Here is a 14,704-nt window from a genome sequence, read left to right as displayed (position 1 = left end):
TCAGCCAGGTTCTGCCCTGGGAGCGCGTTTGTTATGCTGTCGCTTCAATGTCTGTTGCGGCCCGGGCGTTCCGCTCGCGTCGCATGTTTCTCCGGGATCCATGCTCCAACTCTTCTACTCGAACCGCTACGAAACCCTTGTCGGCGCGCTGCTCGACGACCTGGCAGAAGCGCCGTCCGATCCCTGGACCGCGCAGCCCGTGATCGTCCCGAGCGCGGCGGTGCGGCGCCGCCTCCAGCTCGATATCGCGGCGCGTCAGGGCATCTGCGCGAATGTCAATTTTGGTTACCTCGCGCAATGGCTGTGGGCGCAAATCGGCGGCGTGATCGAAGTGCCCAGGCATTCGCCGTTCGCGCCGGACCGGCTTGTCTGGCGCTGCTACCGGCTGCTGGGAGAGGCGGATGAAGCGTTGCCCTGGAATGCCTCGCCGCGTCTGCGTACTTATCTCGATGCGGCGGATGCGTCGATGCGCTACGAACTGGCGCGCCGCGTGGCCACCGTGCTCGACCACTATCTGACCTATCGCCCGGAATGGCTGCTGCAATGGCAAAAGGGCGGGTCGATCTTCGCGAGCGGCGCAGCGGACGACAACGGTCCACGTCTCGTCGGCGCGAGCGTTGCGGCGCGTGAGGACGAGCGTTGGCAAGCGGCGTTGTGGCGCGCCGTGCTTGCCGAAGTGGCGGGCAACGCGCAAACGCCCGCGGCGGCTTTGCCGCCTGCTTATCGCTTTCTCGAAGAGATCGGCACGCTCGATCTGGAAGCCATCTCGAATGCGCAGTGGCCCGAAGCAGTCAGCGTGTTCGCACTGCCGACCATGCCGCCGCTGCACGTCGCGTTGCTGCGCGCGCTTTCGCGCTGGGTCGACGTGCGTCTGTATGTGATGAACCCGTGCCGCGAGTTCTGGTTCGACGTGGTCAGCGCGGGCCGCGTCGAAGCGCTCGACGCCGCGGGCCAGCTCGACTATCAGGAAGTGGGTCATCCGCTGCTGGCCGAGTGGGGCCGCCAGACTCAGGCGCAACTGCACATGCTGCATGAGCTGACCGAGAGCGCAGCATCCGGCGAGACCGGCGATTTCACCGAGAATCCGGAGCCGAGCTGGCTTGCGGCCGTGCAAAACGGCATCCTTGATCTGCGGGCGGAAACGGACACTGACGAATTGCCGGTCGAAAACGGCATTGAGGTCCACGTGTGCCACAGTCTGTCGCGGCAACTCGAAGTGCTGCATGACCGCCTGCTCGGGTGGTTCGACGAGTTCGACGATCTGCAGCCGTCCGACGTGCTGGTTGCCGTGTCCGATCTCGCGGCCGCCGGGCCACTGATCGATGCGGTGTTCGGCACCGCGCCGCCTGGCGACACTCGCCGCATTCCGTATCGGATCACCGGCTTGCCGCCCTCGCAGGCCAATCCGGTCGCGCGTTTGCTGCTGGACTGGCTGGCGTTGCCTGAGCGTAGCGTGGGTGCGCCGGATCTGATCGAATGGCTGCGGGTCGATGCGATCGCCGCGCGTTACGGGATCGATGCCAGCGCACTCGAAGCCGCGCAGGAATGGCTCGCCGCGGCCGGTGCGCGTCGCGGGCTTGTGCCCAGCGAGCCGGCGGGCGAGCACGTGCCTGTCGCGCGTCATACGTTCGCCGATGCGCTAACCCGGCTATACCTCGGCTACGCGATGCCGGATGGCGGCGAGCCGGTCGATGCCTGGTTGCCCGTTGAAGGCGCCGATGGATCGGACGCTGAGCTTCTCGGCCGCCTGTCGCGTTTCGTCGACGATATCGAGACTTTCGCGGAGCGCTGCTCGATTGAGCAGACACCTGCCGAATGGACGCAACTGCTGCTCGAAACGCTCGCGCAGTGTTTCGACGGCGGCGTGGAGTTTGCCGACTCGCTGGCGGCAGTGCGCGACGCCATCGACAAGATGGGCGACGCGATGCAAGCGGGCGCGCAAGACGTCGTGCTGCCCGCCGCCGTGGTCCGCGGTGCGCTCACCGAGGCGCTCGACGACCCGGCACGCGGCGGCGTGCCCTGGGGTACCGTGACGTTTTCGTCGCTGACCAGCTTGCGCGGGTTGCCGTATCGCGTCGTCTGCCTGCTCGGCATGGACGACGGCGTGTTGCCGAGTCTCGCCCGCGCCGACGAATTCGACCTGATGGCCGCGTTCGGTAAAGCAGGCGACCGGCAGCGCCGCGACGACGAGCGCAATCTGTTCCTCGATCTGCTGCTGGCCGCACGCGACCGGCTGTTTATCTCCTATACGGGCCGCAGCATTCGCGACAATGCGCCGCTGCCGCCGGCCGCGCTGGTCGACGAATTGCTCGATCACCTCGCGCAAGTGTCGGCGGGGGAAGGGGCGAGTCCTACGGAAATCGAAGCCGCACGGCATGCGTTCATCGTCGATCACCCGCTGCAGGCGTTCGCATCGGACTATTTCGCGTCGCAGCGAGGCCTCTTCACGTACGACATTGATCGCGCGGAACTGGCCAGTTTGCTGGCCGCGCCGCAGCATCCGGCTGCCGCGCCGTTCTTCGATCAGCCGTTACCTGCCGAAGACACGGCTTCCGTTGCTTTCGACGAATTCGTGCGCTTCTGGCGTCACCCGGCGCGTGCGTTGTTGCGCGACCGTCTGGGTATCGTGTTGTCGGATGCGCAGGGCGAATTGCTCGACACCGAGCCGTTCGAACTCGATTGGGGCGGTCGGGATGCTTTGGCGGAGCGGCTGCTGCCGGTACTGTTGAATGGTGATACCGAAGACGACGACAGCATGTTCGACCGCGTGCGCCGCGTCGCCGCGGCCAGTCCCGAGCTGCCAGGTGGTGCGACCGGCGCGGTATGGCGCTCGCGCGAACTCGGCGCGCTGCGCCAACTCGCCGACTGCGTGCGGCGCGAAGTCGCGTCGGGTGTCGAGCGTTTGCCATTCGTGCTCGATATCGTGCCGCGCTGGCCCGATCGTGCGGACATCGCCGATGCCCTCTTCGGGCCTCATGACGCGGCGCTCCGCAAAGCGGCCGAAGCACCGCTGCAACTGCATGGCACCTTGAATTTGCTGACCGAAACAGGACAGGTGATTTTCCGCTACGCCAAACCTACTGCACGCGACTATCTGTCGGCGTGGCTTGCGCATCTGGTCTATTGCGCAGCGCAGCCGAAGGGCCCGCGCCGCACGGTTTGGCATGGCAGTGGCGAGAGCTTTGAGCTTACGCCGGTCGCCGCGCCGCTCGATGAACTGGCGCCGCTTGCCGCATTGTTCAGAGCAGGACGCATGCTGCCGCTGCGCTTTTTCCCGAAGAGCGCGTGGGTGAAGGTCAGTGAGAGCGATTCCGCGGCGCAGGGCGTGTGGATCAATGATCGTGTGCGTGGCGAATCCGACGACCCCGCCTTGCGTATCGCGCTGCGCGGTACGCCGCTGACGCTCGACGAACCGTTCGGCAGTCTTGCCTCGATCGTCTTCAAGCCGCTCGTTCAGCATCTGCGGAGCGCATCATGAGCGGCGCCATTCACCACTCCGCGCTGGTGGCGGAAGAACTCGACGTCTTCGCCTGTTCGCTCGACGGCGTCAATCAGATCGAGGCATCGGCGGGAACCGGCAAGACCTGGAACATCTGCGCGTTGTACGTGCGGCTGCTGCTCGAGAAGAATCTGAATGCCGATCAGATTCTTGTCGTGACCTTTACGAAGGCGGCGACCGCGGAGTTGCACGAGCGCATTCGCGGGCGGCTCGCGGAACTGGATCGGGCTATCGATACGGACGACGACGGCGGCGATCCGTTTATCCGGCGTCTCTTTGAAACGACGCTCGCACCGGAGCGCGGCATCGATCGCGAGACTGCGTTGAAAGTCGTCCGCCGCGCGCTGCGCACGTTCGACCAGGCCGCGATTCACACCATTCACGCGTTCTGCCAGCGTGCCTTGCAGGAGGCGCCGTTCGCCGCGGCCATGCCGTTCGCCTTCGAAATGGAAGCCGACGACGCTGCTTTGCGTTTCGAAATGGCCGCCGATTTCTGGCGCGAGCAAGTGGAACCGGTGGCCTATGCGCATCCTGCTTTCGCTGCATGGCTGGTGGCCAAACGCGCCGGTCCCGCATCGTTCGATGAGCAACTCTCGCGGCGCTTGAAGAAGCCGTTGGCGCAGCTACGCTGGGGCAAGGTCGATGCAGGTGGAAACCATGCCGATCCGCAGGCGGATTTCGATGCGGCCTGCGCAGTCTGGCAGGCGGAGCGCGCCGCGATCGTGAGTCTGCTTGGAGAAGCGCAGGACCGTCTGAGCAAGACCTCGCATAAACCTGACCTCGTGAGCGCCGCGATCGCCGCTTGGACCGAATACTTCGCCCAGGGCGATTGCCATGCGCCGCCGCCAAAGGCAGCCTTGAAGCTGACGGCGTCGGCATTGAAAAAGGCCACCAAGGTCAAGTTCGAACCGCCCGAGCATCCGTTCTTCGAGCACGCCGAAGCGCTGGCTGCAGCCGTGGTCGCGGCCGAAGCCGCGCAACGCGCGCGCTGGCTCTCGCTCGTAGAAACCTGGCTCGACTACGCGCCTGCCGAACTGGTGGCGCGCAAACGCACGCGCAGGGTGGTGTCGTTCGACGATCTGCTGTCCAATCTGTATCGCGCGCTCGCTGCCAACCCCTGGCTTGCCGATGCGTTGCGCACGCGTTATCCGGCCGCGCTGATCGACGAGTTTCAGGATACCGATCCGTTGCAGTTCGCGATCTTCAGCCGCATCTTCGCGCCGGCCGGCCCGCTGTTTCTGGTTGGCGATCCGAAACAGGCGATCTACAGTTTCCGCGCGGCGGATCTGCATACCTATCTGGCGGCACGCGCGGCGGCTTCGGCGTGCTACACGCTCGCAGTCAACCAGCGGTCGACCGCGCCGATCGTCGAGGCCTGCAACCGGCTGTTCGAAGCCAACCCCCAGGCGTTCGTGCTCGACGGTCTCGACTATCAGCCGGTGCGGGCCGGCGAGCGGCGTCGTCCGCCTTTCTTGGAGCCCGATGCGGGCGCGGGCGATTTCCGCATCTGGACGCTGCCGCAAGGCGACGCCGCGTTGACCAAACGCGAAGCGCAGCGCGCGGCAAGCGAGGCCTGCGCTGCCGAGATCGTGCGGCTCCTGCGCGGCGCACGCGAAGGGTCGGTGACGATCGGCGACGCGCCGCTCGCGCCGGGCAATATCGCGGTGCTTGTGCAAACGCATAAGCAGGGCAGTCTGATCAAGCGTGTGCTGGCATCGTGGGGTGTGGGCAGCGTGGAACTGGCGCAAGCCTCGGTGTTCGCGACGCTCGACGCCGAGCAGATCGAACGCGTGCTGGCCGCGGTCGATACGCCGGGCGATCTGCGCCGTTTGCGCGCCGCGCTCGCCACCGATTGGCTCGGCCTCGATGCCGCCGCGCTGTGGCGCCTCGAGCAGGTCGCCGACGCGCCGGCACCGGCCGCCGATCCCGCGCATGCCGCGGACGCAATGGGTTGGGTCGAACGTTTCTCACGCTATCGCACGCTATGGCACGAGCGTGGCTTCGCCTTGATGTGGCGCACGCTGATGCGCGAGCTGCGAGTCGCACAACGGTTGGTGGCCGGGCCGGACGGCGAGCGTCGACTGACGAACGTGAATCATCTGGCCGAACTCGTGCAGGCGCGTGCCGCTACGCAACCCGGCATCGCGCCGACTTTGCGCTGGCTCGCCGCGCAACGCACGCAAGGTGGCGGCGAAGACGCGCAGTTGCGGCTCGAGTCGGATCGCAACCTCGTGCAGATCGTCACCGTCCACAAATCGAAAGGGCTGGAATATGCGGTTGTGTTCTGTCCGTTTCTGAACGACGGTTCGCTGCGCGAGCCGCCATCCTCCGGCTTGCCCGATGCGCGCGAGTATCACGACGAAACGGGCGGCGCCGTGTTGCACTACGGTTGCGATGACGAAGAGGCCGAACGCGCATCACGTTATGCGGCGCGCGAACAGGCGGCGGAACGGGCGCGGCTCGTCTATGTGGCGCTGACGCGTGCGGTGTATCGCTGCTATCTGGTCGCCGGTACTTATCTTTCGTCGCGCTCGACCAGGGAATCGCGCCGCAGCGTGCTGAACTGGCTGGTGGGTGGCAGCGGTCACAGTTTCGACGACTGGCTCACCGATCCGCCCGACGAAGCCGCCTTGTCCGAGCGATGGCGCGCGCTGGCGGACGGCCCGATCACGTTGCAGGCGTTGCCGAAAGTGGAGCGCCGTGTGCCGTTGGAAAGCCTCCAGGATAGCGGCGCGCGGATGCAGGCACGCGCCAATCGGCGACCCTTGCGCGATCAGTGGCGCATGGCGAGCTTTAGCGGCTTGATCGCTGCCGGCAGCAAAGCCGAGGAGGCGCATACGCCGGTGGAAGAGGTGCGTCCCGATCACGATGAGATCGCCGATGCACTGGCGCCTGCGCCGTTACCGGTGCCGCAAGCGCCGTCCTACGCTGAGGACGACATTCTTGCGTTTCCACGTGGTGCGGCGGCGGGCGACTGTCTGCACCGCATGTTCGAACTCGCGGATTTCACCGATCCGCAAACATGGCCGGATGCTATCCGGGGTGCGTTGCGCGAGCGCCCGGCGCCGGCTGTGCCCGAACTCGCGGCACGTTTGCCGGCCATGATGCATAAGCTGATCGCGGACGTCGTGACCACCGAGCTCGTGCCCGGCATGGCGCTCGCCAGGCTGAATTCGCGGCGGCGCCTGAACGAACTTGAATTCCTGTTTGCCGCGCCTTCGCTCGATTTTCCGGCCTTGCGCGAGCTGCTGATCGAACACGGCTATCCCGACGTTGCACTGGAACCCGGCGTGTTGCGCGGTTTCGTCAAAGGATTTATCGACATGATCGTCGAGCACGATGGACGCTTCTGGATTGTCGACTGGAAGTCGAACCATTTGGGCGACACCGCCGCCGACTACGCCGCAGCGCCGCTCGAGGCGGCCATGGCGAGCCACGCGTATCACCTGCAGGCGCTGCTCTATACGGTGGCGCTGCATCGCTATCTGAAAACGCGGGTGCGCGACTATGCATATGACACGCACATCGGTGGCTATCTCTATCTGTTCGTGCGCGGCGTTCGTCCGCAGTGGCGCGATGCCGACGGGGCGGCGGGCGTGCATAGGCGGCGGCCCGCATTCGAACTGGTGGCGCTGCTGGACGCGGCGATGATCGGAGGTGTCGCATGAGCACGTTCGAGCGGATATCTTCTGCGCCGCCGGAGCTCGATGACATCGGGGTGAATTTGCCCGCGCCGGCCGATTTCAGCACCGCGCTTGCCGAAGGGTTCGCGCGTCGCATTGCCACGCTGGCGCGGCGCGTCGGCGCGTCGGGTGAAGCGGTGAAGTGGGCGGCGCGGGCCGCCTTCGCCGCGAGCCGCGCGACTGCCGAAGGGCACGTGTGCCTGCCGCTTGCGGTGCTGGCGCGACGCTTCGATGCATCGAGTGCGGAAGTGCGTGCGGCGCTGTTCGCAAGCGGCATGGCTAGCGACGGCTCGCAAAGCGCGGCGGCGTTGCGGCCGCTGGTGATCGATGGGCAAGGGCGGCTGTATCTGGCGCGCTACTACGACTACGAGCGGCGTCTCGCTCGCTCGCTGGTTACGCATGCGGGCGGGGGGCAGGTGGAGGGTGTAAGGTCTCGTGAGTATGCGCGGGCTGCGGCGGATGCCGATGCTCGTGGGAGTGCGAGCGAAGCTCCAAATACACCGACAGGTGCCGGCGAAGGTGGCAATGCCAACGCCAGTGCGGCTTCACGCGCGGGTGCAAATGCAGGTGCCAGTGCGGGTGCAGGAGCAGGAGCAGGAGCAGGAGCAGGTGCAGGTGCAAACGCAGATGCAAACGCAGATGCAAACTCAGGCGCAAACGCGGACCCTGCCACCCAGACGCTGCACGAACGCCTGCTGCGCTACTTCGGCCCGCCGCAGGACGACGAGGTCGACTGGCAACGTGTCGCGGCAGTCACGGCGCTGTCCGGGCGCTTGACCATCGTCAGCGGCGGCCCGGGCACCGGCAAGACGACTACGGTGGTCGGCGTGCTGGCCTGTTTGCTGGATGCGCGGGCCGATCTGCGAATTGCATTGGCGGCGCCCACCGGCAAAGCGGCGCAACGGATGCAGGAAGCCTTGCTCGCGCGGGCCGGCGATTTGCCGCCCGAACTCGCTGCGCGCTTGCCGCAGACGTCGTACACCTTGCATCGGCTGCTCGGTTCCGGGCCGGGCGGGCGCTTCCGGCATCATCGCGACAACCCGCTGCCTTACGACGTCGTCGTGATCGACGAGGCGTCGATGATCGACGTCGCGATGGCGGCGCATCTGCTCGATGCCATTGCACCGCAGACACGTCTCGTGATGCTGGGCGACAAGGACCAACTCGCCGCCGTCGAGGCTGGTGCGGTGTTCGCCGAGCTCAGCGCGCGGCCCGCTTTTACGCAAAACGGACTCCAGCGGATTGCCGAGGCGCTTGGCATTGAAGCGGCGCGATTATCGCAAGCGCTGCCGGGCGCATCGAGCGGCGTTGACGAAGGACCTGACGATTTTTTTGCACATGCAAGTGCGCCGGATGATTTCGATACGCAAAACCCACTCGCCGACTGCGTCGTCTGGCTCGAGCGCAACTATCGATTCGGCCTCGAATCGCCGATCGGCCGTCTGTCGCTCGCGATTCGCAACGGCGCGGCCGGCGCGGCGCTCGAAGTCCTGCGCATCGACCCTGCCGAACCGTGCGCGGCGGCGCTGTACGAAGACACGCATGCGACGCTTGCCGATCGCACTGTCGCGCGGCTTGCCGCAGGTTTTGCGGCGTACGCGGAGGCGCTTGCTGAAACGCTAGCCGCCGATACACCGGACCCATTGCCGCTCTTCGATGCGCTGAACCGTTTTCGAATTCTGTGCGCCACGCGTTCGGGGCCGCGCGGCGTCGATCAGGTGAACGCCGCGATGGCCGCGCAGGTGAGGCGCTCGGCGGGCGTGACGCTGGCTGTGGGCGCACAGTGGTTCGCCGGACGCCCTGTCATGGTCACGCGCAACGATTACGCGCTCGGACTGTTCAACGGCGACATCGGCATCGCGCTGCCGGGTGCGGGCGGTGCGTTGCGTGTGTATTTCCGTACGGGTGACGGCGGTCTGCGAGCTGTATCGCCTGCGGCGCTGCCGCCGCACGATACGGCATTCGCGCTCACGGTTCATAAGTCGCAAGGCTCGGAGTTCCAGCATGCGGTGTTGATGCTGCCGTCGGTGTTTAGCCGCGTGTTGTCGCGCGAACTCGTCTACACGGCAATTACGCGCGCGCGTGAACGGGTGGACGTGATCGGCGCGCGCGCCGTGCTGGCGCAGGCCATTGCGACGCCGACGCAGCGTGACTCGGGCTTAGCTGCGCGAATCGCGGAGGCGTGGCGTGTCGCTTAGTGTAGAAGGGCGTGGGGCGCCGGCCGTGCTCAGCTCGCGATCCCGTCCGGCTGCACGCGCGCCTCGACCCGGCTGCGCATGGTCTTGCGGTACCAGAGGGTCCATAGCGTCAAGGCGCCGTAAATGCCATAGCCGATGAACGGCGAGACCACCAGAAAGCGCTCGATCGGCCAGGTGAGCGCCATCCATGCGCGCAGCGCCGTTTCGCCAGTCAGGCCGACGCCCCATACCAGCGTCATGAACCGCATTGCACTGACGAGAGCCGGCCGCTCGCTCCACAACGTTTCGAAGCGCGCTGCGCCGCCTTCCATCTCGCGGGCGACGGTGGCGCGCGCGAGATAGAAGATCAGCGGGCGGCGCATCGGCAACGACAGCAGAAACACCACGCCCACCGCGCCGGACACTAGCGACTCTCGCAGCAACAGCATGCGTGGGCTACCGCCCAGCGCCATTGCCGCGACCGACAGCACGATGCCCGCCACGACCATCACGCTGAGCGCGTCCACGCGTCGAAAGCGCACCAGTTCGATCAGGCTCCAGACGATCGGCGGCACGGCGGAGGCGATCAGTGCACCGGTCTCGCCCAGGTGCGGCAGCGCGAGGCGGTAAGCAAGCCACGGCAGCAGAAAGTTGACGGCCAGTTCCAGCACAAAACCCGGACGGAGCTTCATATGAATTTACGCTGTAAGCGAAAACGGCAGTATCGGTGAACTGGCCATACCGATGCAAATAGTTTTTCGCATCGGCGGCCGCGCCCGATAGTCCGTAGTCGGTAATCGGCTGCGCCCTGTGTACACTTGCGTCTCTAGCTCAATCCAGTCATGACATCCCGTTATCCGATCCCGCCGAACGAAATCGAATTGACCGCAGTGCGCGCGCAAGGAGCGGGCGGTCAGAACGTCAACAAGGTGTCGAGCGCCATTCACCTGCGTTTCGACGTGCAGGCTTCGTCGTTGCCGGAAGTGCTGAAGATGCGCCTGCTAGCCCTGTCCGATCACAGGCTTACGCGGGACGGTGTGGTGATCATCAAAGCGCAGCAGCATCGCACTCAGGAGATGAACCGCGCGGCGGCGCTGGCGCGGCTCGACGAACTGATCGAAAGCGTCAGCGTGACGCGCAAGCCGCGCGTCGCGACCCGGCCGACGCGCGCCTCGAATCGGCGTCGCCTCGACAGCAAGGCCAAACGCAGTGAGATCAAATCCGGCCGCGGGCGGGTAGAGGATTAAAGGCGGAGCCGAGGCATTCAAGCTCGGGAGAGCCATCAAAATTGCGCTCAGGGATGCCGCTGGTATGTCTCGGAGGGGCCTCAAGAGGTCTTGCCGTGGCGCTCTCAGGCTGAGCGTTTGCCCCCGCGTCCGCCAGAACGCGTATCGGCCGGCGACGTCGCCGGCACAAAGTCGACGCAAAGCACATGCGTGCCGTCACGGTCGAATGCAATTGCCGCGGTATAGCAGTCCTGGCCGTCAGCGAGCGAATAGTGCGGCCCCATCATGGCGACGCGCCCCGGCGCGGCGAGCGCATGCTTGAAATACGCCCGCCTCGACCAGTTGCTGCGCGTATCGGTGTAGAGCGGCGCGAGTCGCAGCGGAGGGGGCGGCACCGAGGCGGCCGTGACCGACGCTTGCGTCTGTTCGCCTTGGCCGTCGGTGATGAACACCCGGCGCGCTTCGCGCAGATGCCACACCTTTTGGGCTGCCTGCCGCAGGTCGCCGGTGGCTTTGAAGGCGTCGGCGGCGGCGAGCACGGCTTCGGCGAACCCTTCGAAGCCGAGCCGCTGGTGGCCGGCATGGGCGAGTTCATAAGCCGCGAACTTGGTCCATATGGACTCGATCAGCGCCGGCACCCTGGCGCACGCAGCCTGCACCGAACTCTGCGGCTGGCCGAGCCAGAAACCCTGCACAAAATCGACGTCGGCCTGCATCAGAATCATCAACTCTTCGTCGGTTTCGACGCCTTCGGCCAGCACCAGCGTCCCGGACTGATGCAGCATCGCGATCAGGTGGCTGATCATCGAATCGTCGCCCTCGCGCTTGCCGGCACGGGCGACCAGCGAGCGGTCGAGTTTCACAATGTCGGGGCGAAAGCGCCAGACACGGTCGAAGTTTGAAAAACCGGTGCCGAAGTCGTCGATCGCAATCAGGAAGTCGCGTGGCTGCGACGCCGCGAGCATGCTGGCGACGGCGGATTCATCGTCGGCGGGTTGTTCGAGGACTTCGATTACGATGCGCTCCTGCGGCAGGCCGAAGTGCGCCGAGAGCTCGTCGATGAAGGTGCGCTGCGGCCAGCCGGTTTCGAACACCTGTGGACGCGTGTTCAGAAACAGCCATCCGGTGCTGATGCCTTGTTCCATGAAATTCGCCACATGCAGGCAGCGTGCGATGCGGTCGAGTTCGCGTGCGTCGGCGGCCGAGCGTGTGCCGGAGAAAAGCACTTCCGGCGACACCGGCAAGCCAACCGGATCGAACGCGCGCAGCAGGCCCTCATACCCGACGATACGCTGATGCGTGACGGACAGCACAGGCTGGAACACGCTGTGCAGGGTCAGTGCGCGCCATGTCGCGGTCCAGCCGGACTCGTCCCGGACCAGATGCGGGAGCAGGCCGCTCAGGGTCAATTCGCTGACAGTTGGCATAAGGGCGGGCATGAGAGCGGGCATAGTGACATCGCGGCAAGCGGGTGACAGGGCGCGCGAACAGATTCAGCGCGCAATGGATGCACAGCCCAGGCGTCGGCGGGGTTTGGTGGGCACAGCCTAGGAACGCGGAGAGCAATGCCAGCCATGCTGGACTCCGGCGGAATTAGTCAAAACCAGTCTAGCAGTTCGCACTTCGCATGAATGTGCGGGTTATCACAGACGCGGAACGTGGCCGAGTGCCCGGCAAACCGGCTGTAGCGCGGTAGCCGGCCCTGGCCTCGCAGCCGTTTCGCGTGAGCTTCGCACCCGTTTGCCTCGCGCAAGATCAATCGTTTCCAACGCAATTAAGCGCGCGTATGAAGCCGAGGGTAGCAGGGCGGTGAGTGGCCGCCCGCCAAACTCCAGTCAAGGACGGTGCTCAGACGTTTTGCGCACGCGGAAGGCCTTGCATCAGGGTAATTCAGCCGTCGCCGCATGCGCTTGCCCGCTACGCGTGGCCGCCTGCAGGTTTGGCCGGTGACGGGTATGCTGCAGCTTTTCGTGAAAAAACGGAGGACAGGTATGGCGGAAATCGCGGTGGTCGCAATCTCGGTGGCAAAGCCGGGCTATGAAGAGCAACTGCGCGAAGCGCTCGAAGGCATCGTCGGACCAACGCGCAAAGAGCAGGGCGCGCTTCAATACGATCTGCATCGCGACGTGCAGCAGCCGCGCCGGTTCGTGTTTGTCGAGCGTTGGGAAAGCCAGGAAGCGCTGGCGGCGCATGCCAGATCCGCACACATTGCGGCTTATAAGAAAGCCGTGGCGGATTGGGTCGAACACTCGGAAATTCGGGTCGTGTCGAAGATCGCTTGAGCGCTCATGGGGCAAACAGCGGAGTCGAGCAACGAGGGTTGAACAACGGCGAGTGAACTGCCAGGCCGGATCCGGCCTGTGCTGCGCTCGCCGTTTATCTTTAGTGCGTGGCTTGCGGGACGTCGAGGATCAGGATGATGGTCCAGTCGGCGTCGCCGTCGTGGTGATACTGGCGCTCCGCAACGATGAACGGTTGCTGTTTGCCGTCCGGACCGAGAAACAGCACGTCGCCTTCCATCGGCAGGCATTCGACGGGCGGCAGCGCCAAGAACGCTTCCTGACCGCCGCGCGGCATCAGTTTTTCGATTTTGCGAGATGCTGCTTCAGTCCATTCGATATCTAGCTGAATGTTGCTCATGCTGTCCTCCGCACCAAGGTGCGCACAGGTTAGGGGGATTCCGGCCGGGCGACGGTCGCTGGGCGCCGGTCGGTGCGCGACTTTAGCATAACGTCAGCCGGGCGCAGCGGGCCTGCAGCAAGTTCATTAGACAACAAAAAAGCCGAAACCGGCGGTGCCGGCTTCGGCTTTTCACCTTCGCGACGAGGCCGCGGGTGATCCTGTCGATCGCGCTTACGAACTGGCGGCGTCGGCCTTGGCGGCCTTCTTATGATGGTGCGGGGCCATCTTGTGATGCTTTTCCGGCATAGGTGCGCTTTCCATTGCTTGCTGGCGGTTTTGCAAATCTTGCGCACGCTGTTCGACGTCGGCGGCCTTGGCCGGATCGGTACTCATCGTGACGCCGTTGTCCTGCGCATAGGCCGCGCCCGTTACGGCACTGAGGGAAACCAGGATCGCCAGGGACACTTTCTTCATTGTTACCTCCGCAGAGTGGTGATGGACCCGAGTATTTGCCTGTCCAATCGGAAAGACAATCCATTCTAGCCAGCAATATCCGCTCCAGCGGACGTTTTGTAACGGCAATGACAATTCGTTACATCTTGTTACGTCCAGCCCACAGTCATGCTCGATGACGATCCTCGCGTCAAGCTCGCTAACGTATCGCCGACATGAAGAATATTCGCATCTCTAAATAAATTGCCGCGTCACCGCGCGTGAGATTCAGAACCATCCGATTGCACGATAGACATGAAATTGTGCAATTCCAATCAGTTCATGTAGCGCAATCTCCGCACTCACCAAATTGTCATAGCGGGGCAGTACACCCAGGCGTGCGCGCCGCGCGCTCGAGATCAAGGGCTGCGGCGTCAGGCCGAAACGATGGAAGTCGAGCAAGGCGCGCGGCATCTGATACGCGGAGGTGACGAGTATCAGGGAGTCGTAACGTGATCGATCGAGAATAGCCGAGACGTTGCGCGCGTTTTCGTATGTTGTGCGGCTGCTGTTTTCCAGCACGATATCCGTACGCGGTACCTGTTTGCGCAGCAGGTAAGGCAGGTAGGTGTCCGCTTCGGTTGCGGCATGCCGTTGCGGATTGCCACCGCTCACGATCACCTGACATGTGGCCGCCGTACGCTTGCAGGCTGCGTAGTTGTTGGCGCTCACCACGATGCGCGCGAGCACGTCGGGCGGCGGGACGAGCACATCGTCGTCGCCATAGATGGTGCCGCCGCCGAGCAGGATGATCGCGGTGCGCGGCGCGAAACTCGCAGGCGTGTCGGTCTGCCGATGCGGCTGCGCCAATTCCAATAATGGCGCAGTGAGCCAGCCGGCGGCGAGCAGCCAGAACAGGGCGATCGTGACCATGGCAAGAGGCCGGCGGGCCCGTTTCCATAGCACGATTGCTGCAAAAAAAAGCGCTAATAAAGTGAATAGAATCAATTTAAATGGGGTAACGTATGACTTTCGGGTTAAATCTATGGGCTTGCTATCGCGCCG

Annotated in this window: 10 protein-coding genes; 5 read left to right on the top strand and 5 right to left on the bottom strand. The window is 64.7% G+C overall.

Going from position 1 to position 14,704, the window contains the following annotated elements; translation table 11 throughout:
• The first annotated feature begins 100 nt into the window (after positions 1–100).
• From recC to recD, 3 genes are read left to right on the top strand one after another with little or no spacing between them, the layout of a single operon-like run.
• Entirely contained in the window at positions 101–3,478 is a 3,378-nt protein-coding gene (recC, locus tag HHL24_RS24335) for an exodeoxyribonuclease V subunit gamma (RefSeq protein WP_169487915.1), read from the top strand.
• Entirely contained in the window at positions 3,475–7,167 is a 3,693-nt protein-coding gene (recB, locus tag HHL24_RS24330; RefSeq protein WP_169487914.1) for an exodeoxyribonuclease V subunit beta, read from the top strand. The genes recC and recB overlap by 4 nt, the downstream gene beginning before the upstream one ends.
• Positions 7,164–9,380, top strand: a complete 2,217-nt coding sequence (recD, locus tag HHL24_RS24325) for an exodeoxyribonuclease V subunit alpha (RefSeq protein ID WP_169487913.1) — start codon at positions 7,164–7,166, stop codon at positions 9,378–9,380. Before recB ends, recD begins: the two co-directional genes overlap by 4 nt.
• A gap of 29 nt (positions 9,381–9,409) precedes the next feature.
• Here recD and HHL24_RS24320 read toward each other — a convergent pair whose 3' ends face one another.
• Positions 9,410–10,051, bottom strand: a complete 642-nt coding sequence (locus tag HHL24_RS24320) for a VC0807 family protein (RefSeq protein ID WP_169487912.1) — start codon at positions 10,049–10,051, stop codon at positions 9,410–9,412.
• Positions 10,052–10,201: 150 nt separating this feature from the next.
• Here HHL24_RS24320 and arfB point away from each other — a divergent pair, with 150 nt between their 5' ends.
• Positions 10,202–10,606, top strand: coding sequence for an alternative ribosome rescue aminoacyl-tRNA hydrolase ArfB (arfB, locus tag HHL24_RS24315; RefSeq protein ID WP_169487911.1), 405 nt, complete (start codon positions 10,202–10,204; stop codon positions 10,604–10,606).
• A 104-nt stretch (positions 10,607–10,710) separates the two neighbouring features.
• Here arfB and HHL24_RS24310 read toward each other — a convergent pair whose 3' ends face one another.
• On the bottom strand, positions 10,711–12,012 hold the full coding sequence (locus HHL24_RS24310) for an EAL domain-containing protein (RefSeq protein WP_169487910.1): 1,302 nt from the start codon (positions 12,010–12,012) through the stop codon (positions 10,711–10,713).
• Positions 12,013–12,576: 564 nt separating this feature from the next.
• Here HHL24_RS24310 and HHL24_RS24305 point away from each other — a divergent pair.
• A complete protein-coding gene (locus HHL24_RS24305; protein WP_169487909.1) occupies positions 12,577–12,867 on the top strand; it encodes a putative quinol monooxygenase in 291 nt (96 codons plus the stop codon).
• 100 nt (positions 12,868–12,967) lie between these two features.
• Here HHL24_RS24305 and HHL24_RS24300 read toward each other — a convergent pair whose 3' ends face one another.
• From HHL24_RS24300 to HHL24_RS24290, 3 genes are all read right to left on the bottom strand, one after another.
• Positions 12,968–13,225: a hypothetical protein gene (locus HHL24_RS24300; protein ID WP_007182306.1), complete on the bottom strand. Its 258-nt coding sequence runs from the start codon at positions 13,223–13,225 to the stop codon at positions 12,968–12,970.
• Between the two features lie 213 nt (positions 13,226–13,438).
• Positions 13,439–13,681, bottom strand: a complete 243-nt coding sequence (locus HHL24_RS24295; protein ID WP_169487908.1) for a hypothetical protein — start codon at positions 13,679–13,681, stop codon at positions 13,439–13,441.
• 246 nt (positions 13,682–13,927) lie between these two features.
• A complete protein-coding gene (locus HHL24_RS24290; RefSeq protein ID WP_407947522.1) occupies positions 13,928–14,647 on the bottom strand; it encodes a YdcF family protein in 720 nt (239 codons plus the stop codon).
• Positions 14,648–14,704 lie beyond the last annotated feature (57 nt).

This window comes from Paraburkholderia polaris, from assembly GCF_012927345.1.
Classification (GTDB): domain Bacteria; phylum Pseudomonadota; class Gammaproteobacteria; order Burkholderiales; family Burkholderiaceae; genus Paraburkholderia; species Paraburkholderia polaris.
This window is presented reverse-complemented; position numbering and strand designations above follow the sequence as displayed.

Coding starts and splice junctions, on each gene's coding strand:
- HHL24_RS24300 (WP_007182306.1), bottom strand. CDS start 13,225: ATGAGCAACATTCAGCTAGATATCGAATGGACTGAAGCAGCATCTCGC.
- HHL24_RS24310 (WP_169487910.1), bottom strand. CDS start 12,012: ATGCCAACTGTCAGCGAATTGACCCTGAGCGGCCTGCTCCCGCATCTG.
- recB (WP_169487914.1), top strand. CDS start 3,475: ATGAGCGGCGCCATTCACCACTCCGCGCTGGTGGCGGAAGAACTCGAC.
- recC (WP_169487915.1), top strand. CDS start 101: ATGCTCCAACTCTTCTACTCGAACCGCTACGAAACCCTTGTCGGCGCG.
- HHL24_RS24305 (WP_169487909.1), top strand. CDS start 12,577: ATGGCGGAAATCGCGGTGGTCGCAATCTCGGTGGCAAAGCCGGGCTAT.
- arfB (WP_169487911.1), top strand. CDS start 10,202: ATGACATCCCGTTATCCGATCCCGCCGAACGAAATCGAATTGACCGCA.
- HHL24_RS24295 (WP_169487908.1), bottom strand. CDS start 13,681: ATGAAGAAAGTGTCCCTGGCGATCCTGGTTTCCCTCAGTGCCGTAACG.
- recD (WP_169487913.1), top strand. CDS start 7,164: ATGAGCACGTTCGAGCGGATATCTTCTGCGCCGCCGGAGCTCGATGAC.
- HHL24_RS24320 (WP_169487912.1), bottom strand. CDS start 10,051: ATGAAGCTCCGTCCGGGTTTTGTGCTGGAACTGGCCGTCAACTTTCTG.